Raw genomic sequence first — 21,988 nt, forward strand, 5'->3', positions numbered from 1 at the left:
CGCGTCCGTGACGACGCGCGCCATCCGTCACTCGTCGTCGTCGTCGTCGTCCGCGTCCTCGCGGTCTTTGCGAGGTCGCGGCAGGCCCAGCTTGCCGAGCTTGCTGGTCAGGGTCCGCCGCGCGATGCCGAGGATCTTCGCGGCGCGGGTCTGGTTGCCGCCGCAGGCCGCCAGCGCCGCCATGATGCGCTGACGCTCCTCCTCGTCGGGATCGCTGACGGCCGGCACCGCGGCGATCGGTGCAGCCGCGACGGCGGCGACCGGCGCCGCGGGCTCGACCCGCCCGTCGTGGATGCGACCGGAGCCGCGACCACCACGGGGGGAGTACGCCTCGGTGCGCATGTGCTCGGGCTGGATCACGCCGCCGGTCGCAAGCAGCACCGCACGGTTCACCGCGTTGCGGAGCTCGCGGATGTTGCCCGGCCAGCTGTGCTTCATCATCCACTCGACCGAGTCGCGCGAGAGCACCGGCTGGCTGCCGAACCCGGCCTGCTTGCAGGCCTCGGCGATGAAGCTGCGGGCGAGGCCCTGGATCTCGCCGGCGCGCTCGCGCAGCGGCGGGATCACCAGCGAGATGCCGTTCAAGCGGTAGAAGAGATCCTCGCGGAAGTTGCCGAGCTCGATCTCCTTCTCGAGGTTCTGGTTGGTCGCGGCGATGAAGCGCACGTCGACCTCGCGCGCGCGCAGGCTGCCGACGCGCATGACCTGGCGCTCCTCGATCACGCGCAACAGCTTGGCCTGGGTCGACAGCGGCATCTCGCCCAGCTCGTCGAGGAAGACCGTGCCGCCGTCGGCGGTCTCGATGAGCCCGGGCTTGTTCTGCTGCGCACCGGTGAAGGCGCCCTTCTCGTAGCCGAACAGCTCGCTCTCGAACAGCGTCTCCGACAGCGACGCGCAGTTGAGCCCGAGGAAGGGCTTGCTGGCGCGCGGCGAGAAGCTGTGCAGCGTCCGCGCCATCACCTCTTTGCCCACGCCGGTCTCGCCCAGCAGCAGCACGTTGATGTTGCTGCCGGCGATGCGGCGCGCCAGCTTGTAGATCCGATCCATCGGATCGTCGGGGCCGGTGAAGGTGCGGTCGGCCCCCTCTGCGCGTTCGAGCGCCGGCGGAACCCCGCGGGCGAACTCGGGCTGCACGATGACCACCGTCGAGCCGACCTCGATGGTGTCGCCGACCGAGATCGGCACCCGCTCGTTGGCGGGGATGCGACTGCCGCGGACCAGCGTGCCGTTGCTCGACCCGAGGTCGCTGATGGCCAGGTTCGCGCCGACGTGCAACACCGCGTGGACCCGCGACATCAGCGGGTCGGGCATCTGGATGTCGGCGCTGTCCGAACGGCCCAGGCTCACGTCGCCGGTGCGGGGCAGCCGGTGCGCGGTGTGCTGGTTCTCGCCGATGACGAGCAAGCGGTACCCGCGGCTGAGGCCAGCCTCGATGTCCTGCGGCCGCAGCGTCGTGCGGTCGAGCTTGCCCTCCTCTTCGGGGGGATTGGCGCCCTGCTTGCCCACCGTTTCTGGCTCGGGATCGACCCCGACCATACCACGGGAGCCGCGTCGGGGGCGGTGCACCACCACCGGTCCGCACGCGACCAGCGCAGGCGCCAAGGTGATCGTCATTCGGTTCGAATCGGCTTCCCTGCGTGCCACGTACGCCCCTTCCAGCCATCCACGCCCGCGCGTTGCGGGCGGTTCGGCGCCGCTCCGGCGAAAAAAAACCCGTGACCGCCACCATGGCGGCCACGGGTACGAGGAGCCCCGCGACCACCAAGACGCGGGGCTTCGCGGACGAGCGGACTAGAAGATGAAGCTCGACACGAGCGACCAGACGCCCAGGCCCATCGCGATGAGACCGAGCACGCCCTGCTTCGGCGCGAGCTTGGTGATCATCAGGTCCATCTTGGCGACCGCCTGGGGCTGCTTGATGAAGGTCTTGAGGACACCCACGCCGAGCAACAGACCCAGCGACACGAGGATCAGCGAAACCGCCACCCAGGTCACCCAGCCGATGATGCCGGCGACGCCCGAGCCGAGCAGGCCCATGTTGAGCACCGCCATGATGAGCCAGTAGACGCCCGTGAGCGCCGCGCCTGCGCCCATCCACCCCTGGTAGGGCGCGATCTTGGCAATGAGTTCCTTGGCGTCGGGCTTCTTCGCAATGATGAGATTGGAAGCGCCGAGCACACCAAGCAGGAAGAGCCACACACTGAATCCGAGAGCCATCGTCGTTCTCCTTGGTCGTTCAACTGGATGCGCGAGGCTCTGTCTTGTGACGCCCCGCCGAGGTTGACGTTGTTCGGTCCGGCCACCGTCGTTCGTCTTCGCCGGCCTCGCTCCCCTGCATGAGCAAGCGCGGCGCCGACACCGGAGCCCAAGGATTCCAACGACTTCGATCCTGCACACGGGGGCCATTGCTCGACTTGAGCAAGCCGCGGCGCCAGTTGGGCAGGGGTGGCGATCGCAATGTGCCGCGAACGGCCACCCGGTTCCTACGTGGGAACGCGCAAGGCCCTGGTCTCGGTGTCGACGACGGCGTGCAGCTCGGGGATCTCGTCGGTGTGGTTGGACCAGTGCGGCGCGAAACGGAGCACGCCATCGGGGATCGCACAGGCGACACCGCGGCGCTCGAGCGCCTGGTGGAGCGCGACGACGTCGACACCCGCGGGCGGCACGACCCCGAGGATGCCCGAGCGCGCCGACGGTTCACGGGCGCGGAGGCTGGTGAACCCGCACGCGCACAGCTGCGCCTCCGCGGCGTCGATCCAACCCTGCACGTGATCGAAGATCGCCGGCACGCCGAGCTCGAGCAGGATGTCGATCGCGGCGACCAGCCCCGGCACCAACGCGATGGCACTGCCGCCGTCCTCGACGAAGTCGGCACGCCGACGAATGGCCCGGTCGTAGCGCAGGTGGCCGGGACCCGCGAGCAGGAACGACGCGGCGTCCTCGTGGCTGGTCCAACCCGCCAGCCGCGGCTCGAGCTGCGCCATCGCGTGCTCGCGGATCGCCAAGAAGCCGATCCCCATCGCGCCGCCGAGCCACTTGTGGCCGCCGCAGGCGAGCGCGTCGATGCCCTCGGCCTGGCAGTCGATCGGCACCACACCGCAGGCCTGGATCGCGTCGACCGCCAGCAGTGCGCCGTGGCGATGGCACACCTCGGCCATGCGCGCCAGCGGCATGCGCAACCCGCTGCTGAACTGCACCGCCGAGACCGCGACCGCGAGCACGCCCCCCTGCGCCAGCGCGCGCTCGAGCGCCGCGAGGCCCTCGTCGACCGCGTCGAACCATGGGCGCAGCGGCAACATCGTCACGCTGCCACCGGCCATCGCGGCGGCCTGCTGCCACGGCGTGACGTTGGCCGGGAACTCGCCCTCGAAGCCGATCACGCGCGCGCCGGGGCGCCAGCGCAGCCCGAACGCGATCGCCCGCACCCCCGTGGTGGTGTTGGGCACCAGGCCGATCTCGTCGGGGCGCACGCCGACCAGCCGCGCGGCGCGTTCACGCAGTGCATCGCGGGCCGACAGCAGGCCCCATCCCGCCGCGGCGCCCTGCGCTTCGAGCGTGGCGATGGCCCCGTCGATCGCCGCCCGCACCGGAGCCGACAGCGGCGACATGCCGGCGAAGTTGGCGTAGACGGGCACACGGAGCAACGGATGCGAGGAGCGATCACCCAGGCGCGGCATGCTGCGCGGGACGATAGCAGGCGCCGCGCGGCGGTTGCAGCCCGCGTCACCAGCCCAGCTGTCGCGCCGCGAGCTCCTTCATGATCTCCTCGGCGCCACCGCCGATCGAGAGCACCTTGGTCTCGCGGTAGATCCGCTCGGACTTGCAGCCGCGGATGAAGCCGGCGCCGCCGAGGATCTGCACCGCCTCCTTCGCGCAGAACTCGAGGCACTGCGTGGCCGCGTTCTTGAGCATGCAGACCTCCGCGATCGGCCACTGCCCCTGCTGCACCCGCCACGCCATCAGCTCGAGGTACGCGCGGGTCGACTCGATGCGCTGGGCCATGTCGACCAGCTTGTGGCGGATGACCTGTCGCGTGACGAGCGGCTTGCCGAAGGTCACGCGCTGGCGCGCCCACGCCAGCGCCTCGTCGAGGCAGGTCTGGGCGAAGCCCACCGCCATCGCCGCGATCGCGAGCCGCTCGCCGTTGAAGTTCTGCATGATGCCGAGGAAGCCCTGGTGCTCGGGGCCGATGAGGTTGCTCGCCGGCACCGGGCAGTCCTCGAAGTACAAGGTCGCGGTGTCCGAGCACCACCAGCCCATCTTGTGCAGCGGGGTCTGCGTGAAGCCCGGGGTCCCACGCTCGACCAGCAGAAGCGAGATCCCGGCCATGCCGTCGCCGCCCGTGCGCACGGCGACGGTGTAGTAGTCCGCGCGCATGCCGGAGGTGATGAAGGTCTTGCTGCCGTTGACGATGAAGTGGTCGCCCTCACGTCGCGCGCTGGTCCGCAGGCTCGCGACGTCCGATCCGCCGTCGGGCTCGGTGATCGCGAGCGCGGCGATCGCTTGGCCGGCGAGCACCGGCGGGACCACGCGCCGCTTCAGCGAATCGCTCCCGAGCGCGACGATCGGCGGCAACGCGATCCCGTGGCTCATGAGCCCGGCGACCAGGCCGCCCGAGCCGGCGCGCGCGAGCTCCTCGGTGACGACGATGCGGTGGAACGGGTCGCAAGGCGTGCCGCCGAGCTCCTCGGGGAAGCCGAGGCCGAGCAGACCGAGCTCACCGGCCGCCGCGTAGAGCCCCCGCGGGAACTCGCAGGCCTCGTCCCATGCATCGATGTGCGGTGCGATCTCGCGCTGGACGAAGCGGCGGACGGACTCGCGAAGGCGATCGTGATCCTCGGTGTAGTACGGCGCGCGGGCGGACATCCTGCGCCGCAGTGTACGTCGCGTGCCCCAGTGCCGGGGGCCCGCTCGCGAACGCCGACACCGGGCAGGCGCGGTATGCTGTCGGCGATGGGCGACGCCAAGGCGCTGCGGGTGGGGACGCTGACCCCGATCGCGTCGCTCGATCCCCACCGCGCACACGATTTCACGGGGCACCTCGTGCTCGCGCAGGTCTACGAGCCGTTGTTCGTCCGCCAGCGCGACCGCGTCGAGCCGCGCTTGGCCAGCGCGATGCCGCAGCGACTGCCCGGCAGCAATGCGGTCGTGATCGAGCTGCGCGACGACGTCCGCTTCTCCGACGGCAGCGCGATGACGCCCGCCGACGTGGTGTCGTCGTTGTCCCCGATGCTGGTCCCGTACGGCATCGAGGCCTCGTTCAGCGGCACGCGGCTGCTGCTCAAGTCGATGTCGTGGACCCACCGCGCCGAGGACGTGCTCTCGGGCATCGGCATGCGGGTGGCCAAGCCGACGCCCCGCGGCCCCATCGGCACCGGTCCGTACGCGATCGCGGCCACCGCCGACGACGGCGTCCAGCTGGAGGCGAACCCCCACGCCCGCACGCGCGCCGCGATCCCGCGCGTGGTGGTGCGCTACTTCGCGGCCGGTGCCGACGGGCGTCCGGTCGAGCTGCTCGCCGCGCTCGAGGCCGGCGAGATCGACTTCACGCTCGCGCTGGCGCGCGACGACGTCGCTGCGCTGAAGAACGTGCGCAAGCTGTTCCAGGCCGGCATGAGCACCGCGTTCCTGGCCTTCAACACCGAGCGCGGTCGGCTCGCCGACGTCGAGCTGCGTCGCGCGCTCGCGCTGGCCATCGATCGCTATCGCCTGACCGAGCTGTGCTACGCCAACCCGGCGGCCTTCGTCGCGCGCTGTCTGCTGCCGCCGGCGCTCGGTCGCGGCAACGACGGACTTCGCCACGATCCCGCAGCTGCGGCCGCGGCGATCCGCGAGCGCGGTGCGCCGCCGCCCCTGCGGATGGTGCGGGTGTGGGGCCCGCGGCCGTATCTCCCGCGGCCCGATGCCGTGGCCGCGTCGTTGGTACAGCAGCTGCGCGACGTCGGCGTGCGGGTCGATACCATCGTCTCGAGCGACAGCGAGGACTACAACGAACGGCTCGATCGCGGCGACTACGACCTCGTGCTGGGCGGCTGGATCGCCGACACCGCCGACCCGATCGACTATCTGTCGTCGACGGTCGGCTCGGGCTGCATCCTCGGCACGGGCGCCTCGCCGGGCGTCGCCAGCAACTTCGCGCGGTGGCGCGACGCCGCCACCGACGACGCGCTCCTGACCGCCCGCGGCGGCGCCAGCTCGGCGGTCGACGAGGTGCTCGCCCGCGTCGCGAGCGAGGTCCCGCTGGTGCCGCTCATGCACGGCGCGCGCGTGATCGTGCACGGCTGGCACGTGAAGGGCTACGACCCCGAGGCCGGCCCCCTCCCCGACTTCGCCGCGCTCGATCTCGACGGCGGCTAGCGGCGTCCGAGCCGAGCAGGCTCTGCCGCTACTCGTGACGCTCGTCGCGGACCTGCACGCGGACCTCGCGACGGCCCTCCTCGTCGTCCTCGACCGCGACGTCGATCTCACCAGCCACACCCTGCGCGCGCAGCTCCTCGGTGAGCCGGGTCCGCGCCGCGTCGGCGTCCTCGTCGGGATCGACGGCGAAGGCCGGCAGACGATCCTCGGGCGCGACGGCGACGGCCGGCGAGATCGCGATGGCGCTGGTGGCCAGCTGCGCAAAGCGCCCCCGCAGGCCCGCGGCGATGGCCTCGTCGGTCGTCGTGGTGCGACCCCAGGCGTCGATCGTCAGCGACGCGGGCGTGCCGTCGTCGGCGTGCTCGACCCGCACGCGGATCGACTCGGCACCGGTGGCGACCTCCACGTGCTTGGCGATCGCATCGACGAGCGCGGGCTCCACCGCGTCGGCGGCGAGGGTCAGCTCGATGGTGCGGCCGACCAGCGGCGCGAGGGCCTCGCGGCCCTTCACGGGCTCGGTGGGATCGGAATCGCAGGCCAGCGCGGTGCCGGCCAGCAACAGACAGAGGGCGGTGCGACGGAGCATGGTGGGTTCGTCCTTTCAGGGTGCGTGCACCGCTACGAACGCATGCACCCGTCGGTGACAACCCCGCCCGCCGCTCGCCAGCACGACTAGTACTAGGCGCCGGGCTTGCCCTCGCGGGTCTCGAGCTTGGCCCAGCTGTCCTTGAGCTCGATCGTGCGATTGAACAGCGGTGCGTCGGCGCGGCTGTCGAGGTCGGCGCAGAAGTACCCCACCCGCTCGAACTGGAACCGCTCACCGGGCGCCGCCGCGGCCAACGCCGGCTCGAGCACTGCGTCTTCGATGCGTGTGACCGAGTCGGGGTTGAGGAACTCCTTCCACTCGCGGCCCTCCACGCCCAACGGATCGGGCACGGTGTAGAGCCGATCGTAGAGCCGCACGGTCGCGCGCACGCCGTGGCGCGCGCTCACCCAGTGCGAGGTACCGCGGACCTTGCGGCCATCGGGGGAGTTGCCGCCGCGCGACTCGGGGTCCCAGGTGCAGCGCAGCTCGACGACGTTGCCCGCGTCGTCCTTGATCACCTCGCGGCACGTCACCAGGCACGCGTAGCGCAGCCGCACCTCCTGGCCGGGGGCGAAGCGGTACCACTTCTTGGGCGGGACCTCGCGGAAGTCGTCTTGCTCGATGTAGATCTCGCGCGCGAACGGGACCTTGCGCGTGCCGAGCTCGGGCCGCTCGGGGTGGTTGGGCGCCTCGAACCAGTCCTCGCCGTCGTCGGGGTAGTTCTCGATCACGAGCTTGAGCGGGCGCAGCACCGCCATGCGCCGCGCGGCGATGGTGCCGAGGTGCTCGCGGATCTCGTGCTCGAACAGCGTGATGTCCACGACACCGTCGCGCTTCGACACGCCCACGCGCTCGGCGATGTTGCGGATGGCCTCGGGCGTCACGCCGCGGCGACGCAGGCCCGAGATGGTCGGCATGCGCGGGTCATCCCAACCGTCGACCAGCTGCTCCTGCACCAGCTGCAGCAGTCGCCGCTTCGACAGCACGATGTACGAGAAGTTGAGCTTGGCGAACTCGATCTGCTGTGGCCGGTGCTCCAGCGCGAGCGCCTCGATGAACCAGTCGTAGAGCGGGCGGTGATCCTCGAACTCGAGCGTGCACATCGAGTGCGTCACGCCCTCGATCGCGTCGGACAGCCCGTGCGCGTAGTCGTACATCGGATAGATGCACCACCGGTCGCCGGTGCGGTGGTGATGCGCGTGCTTGATGCGGTACATCGGCGGGTCGCGCATGTTGAGGTTGGGGTGGGCCATGTCGATCTTGGCCCGCAGCACGCACGCCCCCTCCTCGAACGCGCCGGCGCGCATCTGCTCGAACAGCGCGCGGTTCTCGGCCACGCTGCGATCGCGAAACGGACTGTCGGTGCCCTTGTTGTAGAAGTTGCCGCGACCCTCGCGGATCTGCTCGGCGCTCTGGCTGTCGACGTAGGCCAGGCCCTCGTCGATGAGCTGCAGGGCCCACTGGTACAGCTGCTCGAAGTAGCCCGACGCGAAGTACTCGCGCTCGCCCCACTCGAAGCCGAGCCACTCGATGTCCTTGCGGATTGCCTCGACGTACTCGACCTCCTCGCGTGCGGGGTTGGTGTCGTCGAAGCGGAGGTTGCACAGGCCGCCGAACTCCTGGGCGAGCCCGAAGTTCACGCAGATGGCCTTGGCGTGGCCGACGTGCAGGTAGCCGTTGGGCTCCGGCGGGAAGCGGGTCATCACGCGTCCGCCGTGCTTGCCGGCCGCGACGTCGGCCGCGATCAGCTCGCGCAGGAAGTTCGGGGGGGTCGCGTCGTCGCTCATGCTCCGGCGGACGATACCGCATCGGAAACGGCGGCGGCGTCGACCGTGTAGCCAGCCTTGCGCACCAGCGCGTGCACGGTCGCGAGATCGACGTCGCCCCGCACGACCGCGCGGCCAGGCTCGAGCGTGACCTCGCAGGCCTGCACACCGGGCGCGCCGCGCAGGGTCTGCTCGAGGTGCGCCACGCAGCCCTCGCAGTGCATGCCGACCACGCCGACCGCGATGCTCGGCACCTCGGGTGCAGGCGCCGGTGCCCGCCGCGCCCACGCGCGCCGGAGATCCTCGAGCGCGAACCAAGCCAGCGCCAGCGTGAGCACGACCGCCGCGGACTGCTCCCACCACGCGCCGTCGCCGTGCATGTGGGCGTGCACGTGCTGCACCGCGCGCTCGCTCAGCACCGCGTCGAAGCCCCACGCCAACAGCACGCTGCCCACGACGATCGTGCCGAGGTAGATCGCCAGCGTGCGCCGGCCGAAGCCCGTGGCGACCGCACCGATGGTCGCGATGTTGGTCGCCGGGCCGGCCATCAGCAGCACCAGCGCGGCGCCCGGCGGGAAGCCGCCGGCCACCAACATCGCCGCGATCGGCACCGACGCGGTGGCGCACACGTACAACGGCACCGCGATCGCCAGCGTCGCGAGCACCGTCAGCGGGCCCGGCCAGCCCGCGATCGCAGCCAACGACGACGGCGGCACGAACGTGCCGATGAGCGCCGACGCCACCACGCCGAACACCAGCCAGCGCCAGATCGTGCGCACGATCTCGACCCCGTGGTGCAGCGCCGCGGCGACGCCCCGTCGAGCGTGGGGCACCGCCGCGTCGGCGCCCGCGCGCGGCGGCGCGCCCTCGGGATCGAAGCGATCGACCGCCACGCCCGCAACCACGCCGGTGACCAGCGCTGCGCCGACCTTCCACAGTGCGAACGGCCAGCCCAGCAGGCTCGCCGAGACCAGCACCGAGTCGACGCCGGTCTGCGGCGTCGCGACCAGGAACCCGATCGACGCGCCCCGGCTGGCGCCGTCGCGGCGCAGACCCATCGCCGCTGGGATCACGCCGCACGAACACAGCGGCAGCGGGACCCCCAGCGCGACCGCCTTCCACACGCCAGCGCCGCCGTGGAGATGACGACGCACGAAGTCCGGCGGCAGCAACACGTGCAGCACGCCCGCGAGCGCAGCGCCGAGCAGCAGCCACGGCGCGAGCGCGAGCATGACCGACCACAGCTGCGCGAGAAACATCGCCACCTTGCGTCCCTGGCATAGCGCAGCGCGGGCGTCGGTGCGAGCGCAAAGCCCTCGTGGCTGCGCGCTCGGGCCCGATCCGGGTCGGCGTCGCCGCCCCTCACGCGGCCGCGACGCATGGGCGATACTCCGCCCATGGCCTGGCTGCGCTCCGCGACCGTCCTCCTGTTGACCGCCTGCGGTACGAACGCCCCCGTCGGCGACGGTTCGTCGAGCACCGCCAGCACGGGCGGCGGCTCCACCGGTGCGAGCGCAACCGGCAGCACGGGCGGCGCGGTCGACAGCAGCGGAGCGTCGGGCAGCGACGACACCGTCGATCCGACGGTCGGGACCACCACCTTCGGGATGCACCCGGACGGTGGCTGCACCATCTCGCAGTGCGATGTCTGGACGCAGGACTGTCCGGCAGGAGAGAAGTGCGTGCCGTGGTCCGCCAACGGCGATGGCACCTTCGGCGGCTGCTCCGACGCGCGCTGCAGCGAGGTCACCGCGCGCCCCCACCTCGCCGGCGAGCCATGCACGGCGCAGGACGGGCCATGGACCGGCGTCGACGACTGCGAGCTGGGCGCGTACTGCTGGGCCGTGGACGTCGCCACCGGCGCGGGCGTCTGCGTGCAGCAGTGCGGCGGCACCGAGGACGAGCCATCGTGCAGCGATCCCGAGCTCACGTGCTACGCCATGCACGGCACCAGCGTCACCGCCTGCGTGCCGAGCTGCGATCCGCTCGCACCGACCTGCGCGGCCGGAACCGCGTGCACGATCTCGACCGGCAGTGACTTCGGCCCGTTGTGCCTCGCCATCGATCTCGGCGTCATCGGGACCGTGGGCAGCCCCTGTGATCTCCGCGTCGGTTGCGGCGACGGCCTCGCGTGTCTGCCCGCCGAAGCGGTGGCCGACTGCGATGGCGCGGGTTGCTGCGCGACGCTGTGCGATCTGAGCGAGCAGACCTGTCCAGCGGACACCGCCTGCACCGCGCTCCAGGCCGCACCGATGGGCGTCGGTGCCTGCGCCGCGGCGTGATCGTGCGTGCTACCGTGGGCGGCCGATCCCGTGCCGAGCTCGCATCGCCCCCCATCGCGGCCCCGCGCCCGCTGACGCTGACGATCCACGCTCGCACGCGGGAGGACCCGTGGGCGTGGCTGCGCGACCGCGAGGACCCGGCCGTGCGCGCGCACCTCGAGGCCGAGAACGCCCACACCGACGCGGTGATGGCCCCGACGCAGCCGCTGCAGGAGCAGCTCTACCGCGAGATGTTGGCGCGGATGCGCGAGGACGACGAGACGGTGCCGGTCCCCGACGGTGGCTGGTCGTACGGCACGCGCACGATCGCCGGGCGCAGCTACGCCGTGCACGTGCGTCGCAGCGAGGCGACGGCGGACGGCCCCGAGCAGCTCGTGCTCGACGAGAACGCGCTCGCCGAGGGCCACCCGTACCTGGCCGTGCGCGCGCTCGTGACGAGCCCCGACCATCGCCGCGTCGCCTGGGCCGCCGACACCCGCGGCGACGAGCGCTACACCCTGGGCATCCGCGACATCGCCAGCGGCGAGGTGCTCCCCGACGTCGTCGAGAACGCCGGCGCGGCGCTGGCGTGGTCGGCCGCCGGTGACCACCTCTTCTACCTGCGGCAGGACGATGCCCGCCGGCCGTGCGAGGTGTGGCGCCACGCACTCGGCATTTCGCTGGGTGACGACGTGCGGGTGCTGCACGAGCCCGACGAGCGCTTCCACGTCGAGCTGCAGCGCGATCGCAGCGGCCGCTTCATCGTCATCACCTGCGAGTCTCGCACCAGCTCCGAGGTGCACGTCGTCGATGCTGCAACACCGTGCAACCCACCGCGACGCCTGATCCCGCGGCGCGAGGGCATCGAGCTCTCGGTCGCGCTGCACGGCGAGCGCGTGTTCATCCTGCACAACGACGGTGCGCCGGAGTTCGAGCTGTCATGGGCACCGCTCGATGCCACCGATCCACACCACTGGCGGCCGCTGCTGCCCCACCGCGAAGACACCCACCTCGAGCGCGTCGAGGCCTTCGCCGATCACCTGGTGGTGTGGCTGCGTCGCGCCGGCGTGCCGCAGCTGCACGTCGTCGATCTCGCCGGTGACCAGCACCACGACATCGGCATGCCCGAGCCGATCTATGCGCTCGATCCCGGGCCGAACCGCCGCTTCGACACCGCCGTCTACCGCTTCTACTACTCGTCGATGGTCACGCCGCTGCAGGTGGTCGACTACGACGTGCGTGCGCGCAGCTGGACCGTGCGCAAGCACTACGAGGTGCCCGGCTACGATGCGGGCGCGCTGGTCACCGAGCGTCACCTCGCGACCGCACCCGACGGCACCGCGGTGCCGATCTCGATCGTGCGACGGCGCTGCGACGTGGGTCGTCCGCAGCCGCTGATGCTGATCGGCTATGGCGCCTACGGTCGCTCGATCGATGCTCGCTTCAGCTCGAATCGACTGTCATTGGTCGAGCGCGGCGTCGCGGTCGGCATCGCCCACGTCCGCGGCGGCGGCGAGCTGGGACGCGCCTGGTACGACGGTGGCCGGCTGCTGCACAAGCCCAACACATTCTCCGACTTCGTGGCGGCGACCCGTCACGTGATCGCCATCGGCATCGCCTGCCCCGATCGGATCGCCGTGCACGGCGGCAGCGCGGGCGGGCTGCTGGTCGGCGCGGTGCTCAACGCAGCGCCCGATCTCTACGCAGCCGCGGTCGCCGACGTGCCGTTCGTCGACGTGCTGAACTCGATGCTCGACGCGACGCTGCCGCTGACGGTCATCGAGCGCGACGAGTGGGGTGACCCGCTGTTGCCCGAGCACTACGACGCGATCGCAGCGTGGTCACCGTACGAGAACGTCGGGCCGCATCGCTACCCCGCCGTGCTCGCGCTGGCCGGCTGGAGCGACCCTCGCGTGGGCTACTGGGAGGCCGCGAAGTGGGTCGCGCGGCTGCGCGAGCTCGCCGTCGGTGAACCCGAGATCCTGCTGCGCACGCACATGGGTGCCGGCCACGGCGGGCCCTCGGGGCGCTACGCCGCACTGGCCGAGACTGCGTTCGTGTTCGCCTTCGTGCTGCGCCAGCTCGGCGCCGCGTGAGCGCAGCGCCGGGGCTGCTTGCGCGTGGACATCGACGCTTCGGTGGATGCCCTGCGCACGATCCACGCAGCCACCCGCACGAGCCGGTGGCGCGTGGATCGTCGAGCGCGTCAGTACCAGCCGCCGCCGCCGTAGCCACCGCCCCAGCCACCGCCGCCACCGCCGTAGCCACCGCCGTAGCCACCGCCCCAGCCGCCACCGTAGCCACCGTAGCTGTTGTTGGTGGGCGGCTGGACCTGCCACCAGCCCCACTCGCGGCCGCCCGCCACCGTCGCCATCGCGTCGTCGGATACGACCTCGATGGTGACGACCTTGTTGTCGAGTTCGGTCTTGTTGTCAGCTTGCTTGCGCTTCATCGTCCCGTCTCCATCCGCTGTTGTCGCCGACCCCGCTCGCTACCGATCCTTGCTGTTGCTCGGGCGGGCGCCGAGGTTCCTCGAGCCATCACCGATCCGCGGGCGCGGGTACGGTCCGCGTGGGTAGCAGCACACCGGCGGCGAGCATGCTCACCACCAGCGCCCGCAGCTCGTCGGCCTCGATGCGCATGCTCTCGCGCAGCCGCGCGAGCGCAGCGGTCGGCGTGCAAGCGTCACGGAAGTGCGACAACACCTCGAGCTGCCCCCAGCCGACGTGATGACGCGTGCCGGCGGCCTCGTCGTCGCCACGCAGGCCGTCGACGCCGATGCGCAGCGGGTGGCCGCTCGCGAGCCGGAGCGGACGGGACCAGAACCCGTCGCCGGCGTGATCGTCTGCGAAGCGCTCCACGAGATTGCGCCGGGTTCGCTCGTGGAACACGGCGCGCGCCACCGGGCCGAGCGGTGCGCCCAGCAGGCCCTGCTCGTGGGGCGGCAGGTGGGGATACGGCGCGCCGTGACGCAGGAACGCGAAGGTCTCCACCATGTCCTCGAACGCATGCAGGTGATGCGGCGGCAGGCTCGCGAGCGACAGTGCGAGGTGGGCGACGGTGGCGTCGACGCGTGCGCGCTGCTGTGCGTCGCCCTCGGGCGCACGCGGGCCGGGATCGCCGAGCAGCACCCCATCGGCGAGCAACGCCTCGATGCGGCAGAGCGCCTCGTCGCGCTCGAAGTCATAGTGTTCGCCCAGCCGCGCGAGCACCTGCGTCGGCGTGCTCGGGATCGTGAACGCGCGCAGCAGCGGCAACCACGCCCACGGCAGGTGGTGACGCACGTGGCCCTGTCGCAGCAGCACGTCACCGCCGTGCAGCTCGAGCTCGAGCGAGGGGTTGCAGCGCAGCGGCGCGTCCAGTCGCAGCGCCGATGGGTCGGCCCCCGCACGCGAGACCGCCAGCGCCGCCCGCAGCTCGCCGTGCAGCGCCGCGCGGGTGTCGTCGCGACGGGCGTGGGCACCGTCGTCCTCGAACAGTGTCGCGTGCAGCTGCGATCGCAGCCGTTCGGCCTGCGCCGGCGCCACGGTGCGGGCGGTCAGCATCGCGTGGGCGAAGCAGGCCGTGAGATCGCCACGCTGCGCCAGCGGCACGTCGAACCACCGGGTGTTGAGCATGGCGTTGAAGCCGAACGAGTCGACCGCGTGCCACCACTGCGCCGGCAGGAACAACACGTCGCCGGGCTCGATGCGCAGAGTCACCATGCTCGCCAGCGCGGTGGCCATCCGCGGATAGGTCGCGAGATCGGGGTGCCGCGGATCACAGGCGCTGCGCAGCGGATCCCCGGCGAGTTCCCGCCGAGCGGTGGTGTGGAGGTTGGGCAGCTGTTCGGGCGGGAACAGCAAGAACTCCTTCGCGCCCGCGAGCATGACCGCGAACGAGTGACTCTCGTCGCGGTGGATGGGGATGCGCTGGCCGCCGCTACCGATCCACAGCTGACGTCGCTCGTCGAGCATGCGCGTCGGATCGACGATCGGCAGCTCGCCAAGCGGCGACAGCTCGGGCAGGCACTCGCGCACGGTCGCGCTCTGCACGTAGTAGGTGTGCCCGGTCGGCTCGCGCAGCTCCTCGGCGACGTCGGCGGCGAAGCTCGCGAAGGTCGCTTCGCGGTTGGCCCAGTCGACCCACCGGCCCGCGCCGAAGCCCATCCGCCCACCGCTGCGCGGCGGCGCGCTGGTGACGGTGACGGCGTTGTGGCCGGCGCGCCGCACGAGCGCGTCGAGGAAGCCCTGGGGGCCGCCGCGCGCGAGCTCGACCAAGGGATGACGCGCGAGCGCACCGCGCAGCACCACCGGCACCTGCGCGGGGAACAGCTCCGACCAGAACCGCTCGCGGTCGATCGGCCCCTGCGCGACGTGGGGCAGCTGCGTCGTCGACCGACGCGATGGGCGTCGCGACGCCGACGTGCGCACACGGGAATCGACATCGTTCGGGAGGTCCATGGTCGAGCTCCTCGGCAGGCGGACAGCAACGACCACCCGACACGATCGACGTGCGACGCCGAGCGTCCGGGGTTCCCGCGGTCGCACGGCCGCACACGGCGGCGTAGCGGTGCTCAGCCGGCTTCGACGAGGCCCAGGCGCAGCTGTGGCTCGAACCCGGCGCTGCGCGCCAACGCGATCGACGCTTCGTTCTCGGCCGCGCACACGTAGATCGGCGTGCGCCCGCGCCGTCGTTGCGCCTCGACCACGCTCGTCAGCAACGCGTGGCCGCAGCCGCGGCCGCGCATGCTCGATGCGGTGAACACCTGCTGCACGGCGACGTGCTCGCCGTCGTCGACGGTGGTCTCGAGCACGGCGACGACCCTGTCGTCGACCACGAGGCCGTGGTACGCGAAGCCGAATCGCGACCAGATGTGCGGCGGAGGCAAGCGCCGCGCGATCTCGGGGTCGACGCCGCTGCGGTCCACGGCGGCATCCAGCGCGATCACGCGGGCCGTCGCCGGCGGTGCCCGGCGCCCCGACGCCACCAACAACACGTCATGGGAGGTGCGGGTGTGCGGCAGCGCCGAGGCCAACGCCTCGAGCTGCGCGAGCTCGACGTAGGCCCGCAGCTCGCCGTGGCCGGCGATGCGCCGCAGCAGTCGCGTCAGTGCGCCGGCATCGTCGCCCACACACCAGGCGAAGCCGACCTCGAAGCGCCCGTGCATCGGCCCGCCGACCGCGAAGACGTCGCCCTCGACCGGCACCGGCAGCTGCGGCAGCAGTCGCAGGAGATGACGGGCGAACACGCCGCGCAGCCCCGACGCGTCGAGCCGCGCGGCGAGGCTCGCCAGCGGCACCGTCGGGCCCGGGCGAGGGCCGGCTGCAGTGGCATCCATCGCCGTGGGGGCGAGGTTGCCCGGCGGCTGGCGGAGGTTCCCGCGGCGCGGGGATCAGAGCCCGTGGACGGTCACCTTGGTCATGCACACCGGCGTGCGCGGCCGGTCGCGGCCGTCGGTCGGGGTGCGCTCGATGTTCTGCACCACGTCCATGCCGGAGATCACGCGGCCGAACACCGGGTGGCGCGACTGCCCGGGCGTGAACCAGTCGAGGCGATCGTTGTGGACGGTGTTGATGAAGAACTGGCAGCTGCCGCTGTTGGGCCGACCGGTGTTGGCCATCGACAGCGTGCCGGGCTCGTTGGAGATCTTTGCGTCGGCGGGATGCTCGTCGGCGATGCAGCCGTCGGGGCCGTTGCCGGTGCCGGCGCGGGCGCTGTTGGGATCGCGGCTGTGCGGGCAGCCGAACTGGATCATGAAGCTGTTGATCACGCGGTGGAAATGCAGCCCGTCGTAGAAGCCGCTCTTCGCCAGCTTGATGAAGTTGCCGGCGGTGATCGGCATCTTGTCGACGAAGAGCTCGATCTCGAAGTTGCCGAGCGTGGTCTCGCAGGTGGCAGTCGGGTTGGCCATGGCCGCTTCTACCATCGACCCCACGGCCCCGTCAGCGGGACGGGTCGCCCCGGCGTCACTTCCACCAGAGGCTGAAGAGCCCCACGCCCGCGCCGAAGAACAGGAACGCGGTCAACGCCGGCACCCCGACCAGCGGCCATACCGGCAGCCCCAGCGCCAGCGAGTAGGTGCCGCACGCCAGGAACGTCACGGTCACGACCAACCGGACGGTCCGCTTCTGCCGGGCGACGGCAAGCCGATCCTGGGCGGCCAGCGAGTCCGGCGACAGACTCACGGCGAGCTTGCCGGCGCGGATGTCATCGACCATCGCGGGCAGCGTCCGCGGCAGCGAGCGGAACATCCGCGAGATCATGCTGAAGTCGGCCAGCGCGATCTGCTTGAGGCGGTCCGGGCTGTAGCGCTCGGCCACCATCTGCGTGATGAACGGCCGCGCCAGCTCGATGGGGTCGACCTCCGGGGCGATGGTCTTCGCCATGCCTTCGGTGGTGATGATCGCCTTGAACAGCATCGTGAAGTCGGTCGGCATCCGCACCGCGTGGCGCGTCGCACCGGCGACGATTTCCGCGAACAGCGTGCCGATCTGGATCTCCGACAGTGGGATGCCGACGAGGTAGCGCTCGGCGATCTCGATGACGTCGGCCTCGAACTTCTCGTAGTCGACCGGCCCAGTGCGGATCGACAGGTCGTAGAACGTCCGCGCGACCACCTCGAGGTCCTCGTTGATGACCGCGTAGAGGATGTCGATGACGCGATCCTTGGCGGCCGGCGACAGCCGCCCGACCATGCCGCAGTCGAGCACGCCGACCTTGTTGTCGGGCAGCACCAGCACGTTGCCGGGGTGCAGGTCGCCGTGGAAGAAGCCGTCGAAGAACAGCATCTTGTAGGCGGCGTTGAAATAGACCGAGACCAGCGGCTTGGTGTCCTCGCCGCTGTCGAGCACCTCGGAGAACTTGCGGCCCTCGAGGAACTCCATGCACAGCACCTCGGTCGACGACAGCTCGCCGTAGACCTTGGGGAACACCACCTCCGGCACGGCCGCGAAGTTGGCGCGGAAGCGTTCGAGGTTGCGGGCCTCGATCTCGAAGTCGAGCTCGGCGGAAATCGACTTGGTGAAGCCGGTGATGACGCCCTGGATGTCCATCGCGCGGGCCTCGTCGATGGCCTCCTCGAGCCAGCCACCCAGCACCATGAGGATGCCGAGGTCGCTCTCGATCTTGCTGCGCACGCCGGGGCGCTGCACCTTGAGCGCGACGCGGGTACCGTCGACGAGCGTCGCGCGATGGACCTGCGCGATGCTGGCGGAGGCCAGCGGCTTCTCGTCGAGCTCGGCGAAGCGGCTGCGCCAGTCGGCGCCGAAATTCCGCACCAGCTGGGCCTCGATCTGGCTGAACGGCACCGCCTCGACGTTGTCCTGCAGGGTCTCGAGCTCGCGCGTGATCGACAGCGGCAGCACGTCGGTGCGGGTCGAGAGGATCTGCCCCAGCTTGACGAAGGTCGGCCCGAGCTTGGTCAACGCCGCGACCAGACGCTTGCCGGTGTCCGGATCGGAGAGCGCGGCGCGGGTCAGGTCGCCGCCGGCGAGCTCGACCTGCAGCTCGCGGCGCAGCTTGAGCTGGGCGATGGCCCAGCCGAAGCCGTGGGTCATGAACACCGTCGAGATCTCGCGGAAGCGCGCGACCTCGCGAGCGCCGGTGATGAGCGCACGGGAGGAGTTGACCAGCGTTCGCAGGACCGACAAGGTTGCCCGCGGCGAGCATAGTCAGCGGTGGCCACGGCGTGAAGCCTGCGGCACGCTTGACGCTCGCAGACCACCATGGGCGTCGATTCAGAGGCACCGCGCTACGCACGGCTCGCGCTCGAGTGCATCGATCGCGAGTACCCCAACAAGCCTGCGCACGTGATCACCGGTGACGCGCAGGTGCGACCGCCGCGGGAGCTGACGCCGGCGTTCTTCGGCTGCTTCGACTGGCACTCGGCCGTGCACGCGCACTGGCTGCTGGTGCGGTTGCTGCGGCGCGGCTGGGCCGGCCCCCACGAAGCCGCCGCCCGCGACGCGCTGCGACGACACCTCGCCCCCGAGCCCCTCGCGGCCGAGGCCGCATTCGTCGGCGCCCCCGCGCGCGAGGGCTTCGAGCGCCCGTACGGACTCGCGTGGGTGCTGCAGCTCGATGCCGACCTCGCGCGCTGGTCCGATCCCGCGGCGGCGGGGTTCGCCGCCGCACTGACGCCGCTGCGGCAGCTCGCATCCACGCGTCTGCTGCGATGGGCCCAAGCGTTGCCGCGGCCCGTGCGGACCGGCGAGCACAGCTGCAGCGCGTTCGCGTTCGGGCTCGCGCTCGACTGGGCCCGCGTCCGCGCTGACCCGTCGTTCGCCGCCGCGCTGGGTGAACGCGTGCTCGCGCTGCACGGCGGCGACCGGCGACTGCCGCTGCACCTCGAGCCATCCGGGCAGGATTTCCTGTCGCCATCGCTCGCGACCGCCGACCTGATGCGACGGGTGCTCGACGCCGACGCGTTCGCGGCCTGGCTGCGCGACGCGTTGCCCGGGCTCGACGCCGAGCCCACCGAGCTCCCCATGCCCGCGGTCCCCGGCGACCGCAGCGACGGCAAGCTCGTGCATGCCGACGGGCTCAACCTCTCGCGGGCGTGGATGCTGGCCGCGATCGCGCGGGCGTTGCCGACGGGCGACCGTCGCATCGCCGCGCTCGAGCGCGGGGCGCACGACCACCTGCGCGCAGGCCTCGACGCGGTCTTCGCCTCGGACTACGGCGGCGCGCACTGGCTGGGCAGCTTCGCCGTCTACGCCACGAGCGGTGACGAACGCGACGAAGGCGGGCCAACGCTGCGCGCCGACCCGCCCCCTGGTTGACGTCCGCCGAAGCGGCCGTCGTCACGCGGGAACGGGGCCCAAGCCCGATCCCGCGTGCACGATTCACATCGCGACGCACATCGAGGGCACGAGGCCCATCATGAGGTCGATCGCCGCGTCCTGGCAGGTCTCGCCGGCGTCGCAGTGGCTGTCGTCCGAGCACTCGCTGCAGACGCCGAGCATGACCACGCTGAGCGCGGTCGCGACCGCACAGTGGCCCGAGGCACACGCCATGTCACCCTCGGTGCCGATCGTGCAGCCGATGCCGTTCTCGACCGAGCCGGGGTCGACGCAGACGTTCTCGCCGCTCAGGTTGAGGATGTCGTAGGTCGGCGAGCACAGTTGGTCGGGCATGCAGTCCGCCGCGCTGCCACACTCGCTGCACGTCGACGCCGTGAGCACGCCGGGCACGTCCAGCACGACCGCGCAGACGCCCTCGGTGCAGACATCGTCGCTCATGCAGCCGCCGCCCGGCTCGCCCATGTTGCAGCTCGCACCCTGGGCCGGGGTCGCCAGCGGGTTGGGGATGCTGCAGCCGCCGCCGGTGGTCGCGGCACAGTCGGCGTCGGTGAGGCAATCGCCACAGATGCCGCCGAGCGGACCGACGACGAAGCACATCATCGACTCGCACTCGTCGTTGCTGGCGCACATCGAGCCGTTGGGCTGCGGCGTGGTGCCAGTGGTGGCGTCGGTGTCGGTCACCGAGACGGTGCTCGGGCCGGTGGTCGCGGTGGTGGTCGCCTCGGTCGTGCTCGCGGTGGTCGACGACGCGCTCATGGTCGCCGAGGTGTCGCTCATGCTGGCGCTGGCGGACGCCGACGAGTCCGAGCCCGCACCGGTCGAGTCACCGGCCGTATCGTCCTCGCCATCGTCCTTGGCACAGCCCCCCACGGCAAGCGCCGCGGCGACGAACAAACATGAAGTCCAACGAAGGTTTTGCGTGCGCATGGATCTCCTGTGGGCGGGCGATTGCCGTCCTCGCCGGGCATCTTCACCGGATCGGGCCGTCGCGTCCACCCTTGCCGCACCACCGTCGCGAGCGAAGCGCACGCGCGATCTCACGGCATGCGCGTCGTGGTGCGAGGCTCAGCTCCGCGGGCCGCGTCGGGCGCCCGTGCGGGTGAGATCCTTGGCGAGATTCTTCTGGTGGGCTTCGAGCGTGCCGCCACCGATCTCGATGAGCTTCGCGTCCCGCCACAGGCGCTCGACGGGATACTCGCGGCAGTAGCCAGCGCCACCCATGACCTGCATCGCGTAGTCCGCCACGGTCTTGCCGACCGGCCCCGCAAACAGCTTTGCGGCGTCGGAGCCGACGCGGTTGCGCAGCTGCGGCCCGACCTCGCGGGCGACGTTGTAGACCAGGCACTTGGCGGCCTCGGTCATCGCATAGCCATCGGCGATGTAGCGCTGGATCTGCCCGAACTCGGCGATCGGCCGGCCGAACGCCTTGCGCTCGCTCGCGAAGTCGACCATCAGCTCGACGCAGCGCTCGGCGATGCCGACGCTGATCGCCGCCAGCGTCAGGCGTTCGATCTCCAGGTTGCGCATCATGTGCGTGATGCCCTCGCCCTCGTGACCCAGCAGGTTGGTCACCGGCACGCGGGCATCATCGAAGATGAGCTCCGCCATGGTCGAGCCGCGCATGCCGAGCTTGTCGATGTGCGCGCTGGTCGAGAAGCCGGGGCAGTCGCGATCGACGACGAACGCGGTGATGCGGCCGTCGAGCTTCGCGTAGACCAGGAAGCAGTGCGCCTCGCAGGCGTTGGTGATGTAGGTCTTGGTCCCGCGCAGGACGTAGTCGTCGCCGTGCCGCACCGCGGTGGTCGACATCGCGAGCACGTCGGTGCCGGCACCGGGCTCGGTCATGCCCATGCCCGCGACCCACTCGCCGGAGATCACCTTGGGCAGGTAGCGCGCGCGCTGCTCGGCGTTCGAGCAGTAATAGAAGTTGTTCACGAACAGCATCGAGTGCGCGAGGTAGGCCAGCGTGAAGCCGGGGTCCGCCTTCGCGAGCTCGTGGTGCACGATGACCGCTGCGGTCGTGTCCATGCCGGCGCCGCCGTCCGCCTCGGGGACGGTCACGCCCAGCAGCCCGAGCTCGCCGAGCTTGCGGAACAGCGGCACGTTCAAGCTGCCCCGGCGATCGGACTCGGCCGCCTGCGGCTCGACCTCGCGCCGCGCGAACTCGGCCACCGTCTGCCGCACGAGATCGTGATCGTCGCTGGGCGAGAACAGGGAGCGGGTAGCTGCGGACAT

General features: G+C 71.3%; 18 protein-coding genes. 4 read left to right on the forward strand and 14 right to left on the reverse strand.

The window, feature by feature from the left end:
* Positions 1-27 precede the first annotated feature (27 nt).
* From IPH07_16775 to IPH07_16790, 4 genes are all read right to left on the reverse strand, one after another.
* On the reverse strand, positions 28-1,536 hold the full coding sequence (locus tag IPH07_16775; GenBank protein MBK6919051.1) for a sigma 54-interacting transcriptional regulator: 1,509 nt from the start codon (positions 1,534-1,536) through the stop codon (positions 28-30).
* 255 nt (positions 1,537-1,791) lie between these two features.
* Positions 1,792-2,217, reverse strand: a complete 426-nt coding sequence (locus IPH07_16780; protein ID MBK6919052.1) for a hypothetical protein — start codon at positions 2,215-2,217, stop codon at positions 1,792-1,794.
* Positions 2,218-2,483: 266 nt separating this feature from the next.
* The gene (locus tag IPH07_16785; protein ID MBK6919053.1) at positions 2,484-3,677 is read right to left on the reverse strand and encodes an aminotransferase class V-fold PLP-dependent enzyme; all 1,194 of its coding nucleotides are present in this window, start codon (positions 3,675-3,677) and stop codon (positions 2,484-2,486) included.
* A gap of 46 nt (positions 3,678-3,723) precedes the next feature.
* Positions 3,724-4,866, reverse strand: a complete 1,143-nt coding sequence (locus IPH07_16790) for an acyl-CoA dehydrogenase family protein (protein ID MBK6919054.1) — start codon at positions 4,864-4,866, stop codon at positions 3,724-3,726.
* An 87-nt stretch (positions 4,867-4,953) separates the two neighbouring features.
* Between IPH07_16790 and IPH07_16795 the strand changes: the two genes are divergently transcribed.
* Positions 4,954-6,357 (forward strand): ABC transporter substrate-binding protein, encoded by a 1,404-nt coding sequence (locus IPH07_16795; GenBank protein MBK6919055.1) that lies wholly within the window; start codon positions 4,954-4,956, stop codon positions 6,355-6,357.
* Positions 6,358-6,385: 28 nt separating this feature from the next.
* Here IPH07_16795 and IPH07_16800 read toward each other — a convergent pair whose 3' ends face one another.
* The 3 genes from IPH07_16800 to IPH07_16810 all read right to left on the reverse strand — a co-directional run bounded on the left by IPH07_16800 (position 6,386) and on the right by IPH07_16810 (position 9,974).
* Complete coding sequence (locus tag IPH07_16800) at positions 6,386-6,943, reverse strand: hypothetical protein (protein ID MBK6919056.1); 558 nt, start codon at positions 6,941-6,943, stop codon at positions 6,386-6,388.
* Positions 6,944-7,035: 92 nt separating this feature from the next.
* Complete coding sequence (locus IPH07_16805; GenBank protein MBK6919057.1) at positions 7,036-8,730, reverse strand: glutamine--tRNA ligase/YqeY domain fusion protein; 1,695 nt, start codon at positions 8,728-8,730, stop codon at positions 7,036-7,038.
* Positions 8,727-9,974, reverse strand: a complete 1,248-nt coding sequence (locus tag IPH07_16810) for a permease (GenBank protein ID MBK6919058.1) — start codon at positions 9,972-9,974, stop codon at positions 8,727-8,729. The genes IPH07_16805 and IPH07_16810 overlap by 4 nt, the downstream gene beginning before the upstream one ends.
* 132 nt (positions 9,975-10,106) lie before the next feature.
* Between IPH07_16810 and IPH07_16815 the strand changes: the two genes are divergently transcribed.
* Both IPH07_16815 and IPH07_16820 read left to right on the forward strand, forming a co-directional pair.
* Positions 10,107-10,991 carry a hypothetical protein gene (locus IPH07_16815; protein ID MBK6919059.1) on the forward strand — a complete coding sequence of 295 codons (885 nt, stop codon included), beginning with the start codon at positions 10,107-10,109 and terminating at the stop codon, positions 10,989-10,991.
* A gap of 14 nt (positions 10,992-11,005) precedes the next feature.
* Complete coding sequence (locus IPH07_16820; protein ID MBK6919060.1) at positions 11,006-13,066, forward strand: S9 family peptidase; 2,061 nt, start codon at positions 11,006-11,008, stop codon at positions 13,064-13,066.
* Positions 13,067-13,176: 110 nt separating this feature from the next.
* Here IPH07_16820 and IPH07_16825 read toward each other — a convergent pair whose 3' ends face one another.
* From IPH07_16825 to IPH07_16845, 5 genes are all read right to left on the reverse strand, one after another.
* On the reverse strand, positions 13,177-13,422 hold the full coding sequence (locus tag IPH07_16825; protein ID MBK6919061.1) for a hypothetical protein: 246 nt from the start codon (positions 13,420-13,422) through the stop codon (positions 13,177-13,179).
* Positions 13,423-13,510: 88 nt separating this feature from the next.
* Positions 13,511-15,412: a cupin-like domain-containing protein gene (locus IPH07_16830; protein MBK6919062.1), complete on the reverse strand. Its 1,902-nt coding sequence runs from the start codon at positions 15,410-15,412 to the stop codon at positions 13,511-13,513.
* A gap of 113 nt (positions 15,413-15,525) precedes the next feature.
* Positions 15,526-16,290: a GNAT family N-acetyltransferase gene (locus IPH07_16835; GenBank protein MBK6919063.1), complete on the reverse strand. Its 765-nt coding sequence runs from the start codon at positions 16,288-16,290 to the stop codon at positions 15,526-15,528.
* Between the two features lie 54 nt (positions 16,291-16,344).
* Complete coding sequence (locus IPH07_16840; GenBank protein ID MBK6919064.1) at positions 16,345-16,863, reverse strand: peptidylprolyl isomerase; 519 nt, start codon at positions 16,861-16,863, stop codon at positions 16,345-16,347.
* A gap of 55 nt (positions 16,864-16,918) precedes the next feature.
* Positions 16,919-18,601: an AarF/ABC1/UbiB kinase family protein gene (locus IPH07_16845; GenBank protein MBK6919065.1), complete on the reverse strand. Its 1,683-nt coding sequence runs from the start codon at positions 18,599-18,601 to the stop codon at positions 16,919-16,921.
* Positions 18,602-18,676: 75 nt separating this feature from the next.
* On the opposite strand from IPH07_16845, the gene IPH07_16850 reads away from it, so the two are divergent.
* Entirely contained in the window at positions 18,677-19,732 is a 1,056-nt protein-coding gene (locus tag IPH07_16850) for a DUF2891 domain-containing protein (GenBank protein ID MBK6919066.1), read from the forward strand.
* Positions 19,733-19,795: 63 nt separating this feature from the next.
* Here the strand turns inward: IPH07_16850 and IPH07_16855 are convergent, their stop codons facing one another.
* Positions 19,796-20,680 carry a hypothetical protein gene (locus IPH07_16855; GenBank protein ID MBK6919067.1) on the reverse strand — a complete coding sequence of 295 codons (885 nt, stop codon included), beginning with the start codon at positions 20,678-20,680 and terminating at the stop codon, positions 19,796-19,798.
* A gap of 138 nt (positions 20,681-20,818) precedes the next feature.
* Positions 20,819-21,988, reverse strand: a complete 1,170-nt coding sequence (locus IPH07_16860) for an acyl-CoA dehydrogenase family protein (GenBank protein MBK6919068.1) — start codon at positions 21,986-21,988, stop codon at positions 20,819-20,821.

The organism is Deltaproteobacteria bacterium, from assembly GCA_016709225.1.
GTDB lineage: Bacteria > Myxococcota_A > Polyangia > Nannocystales > Nannocystaceae > Xiheibacterium > Xiheibacterium phototrophicum.

What these genes read in the sequence shown, in the direction of transcription:
- IPH07_16775 (MBK6919051.1), bottom strand. Translation starts at nt 1,536, where the DNA reads ATGGTCGGGGTCGATCCCGAGCCAGAAACGGTGGGCAAGCAGGGCGCC.
- IPH07_16780 (MBK6919052.1), bottom strand. Translation starts at nt 2,217, where the DNA reads ATGGCTCTCGGATTCAGTGTGTGGCTCTTCCTGCTTGGTGTGCTCGGC.
- IPH07_16785 (MBK6919053.1), bottom strand. Translation starts at nt 3,677, where the DNA reads ATGCCGCGCCTGGGTGATCGCTCCTCGCATCCGTTGCTCCGTGTGCCC.
- IPH07_16790 (MBK6919054.1), bottom strand. Translation starts at nt 4,866, where the DNA reads ATGTCCGCCCGCGCGCCGTACTACACCGAGGATCACGATCGCCTTCGC.
- IPH07_16795 (MBK6919055.1), top strand. Translation starts at nt 4,954, where the DNA reads ATGGGCGACGCCAAGGCGCTGCGGGTGGGGACGCTGACCCCGATCGCG.
- IPH07_16800 (MBK6919056.1), bottom strand. Translation starts at nt 6,943, where the DNA reads ATGCTCCGTCGCACCGCCCTCTGTCTGTTGCTGGCCGGCACCGCGCTG.
- IPH07_16805 (MBK6919057.1), bottom strand. Translation starts at nt 8,730, where the DNA reads ATGAGCGACGACGCGACCCCCCCGAACTTCCTGCGCGAGCTGATCGCG.
- IPH07_16815 (MBK6919059.1), top strand. Translation starts at nt 10,107, where the DNA reads ATGGCCTGGCTGCGCTCCGCGACCGTCCTCCTGTTGACCGCCTGCGGT.
- IPH07_16825 (MBK6919061.1), bottom strand. Translation starts at nt 13,422, where the DNA reads ATGAAGCGCAAGCAAGCTGACAACAAGACCGAACTCGACAACAAGGTC.
- IPH07_16830 (MBK6919062.1), bottom strand. Translation starts at nt 15,412, where the DNA reads ATGGACCTCCCGAACGATGTCGATTCCCGTGTGCGCACGTCGGCGTCG.
- IPH07_16835 (MBK6919063.1), bottom strand. Translation starts at nt 16,290, where the DNA reads ATGGATGCCACTGCAGCCGGCCCTCGCCCGGGCCCGACGGTGCCGCTG.
- IPH07_16840 (MBK6919064.1), bottom strand. Translation starts at nt 16,863, where the DNA reads ATGGCCAACCCGACTGCCACCTGCGAGACCACGCTCGGCAACTTCGAG.
- IPH07_16850 (MBK6919066.1), top strand. Translation starts at nt 18,677, where the DNA reads ATGGGCGTCGATTCAGAGGCACCGCGCTACGCACGGCTCGCGCTCGAG.
- IPH07_16855 (MBK6919067.1), bottom strand. Translation starts at nt 20,680, where the DNA reads ATGCGCACGCAAAACCTTCGTTGGACTTCATGTTTGTTCGTCGCCGCG.
- IPH07_16860 (MBK6919068.1), bottom strand. Translation starts at nt 21,988, where the DNA reads ATGTCCGCAGCTACCCGCTCCCTGTTCTCGCCCAGCGACGATCACGAT.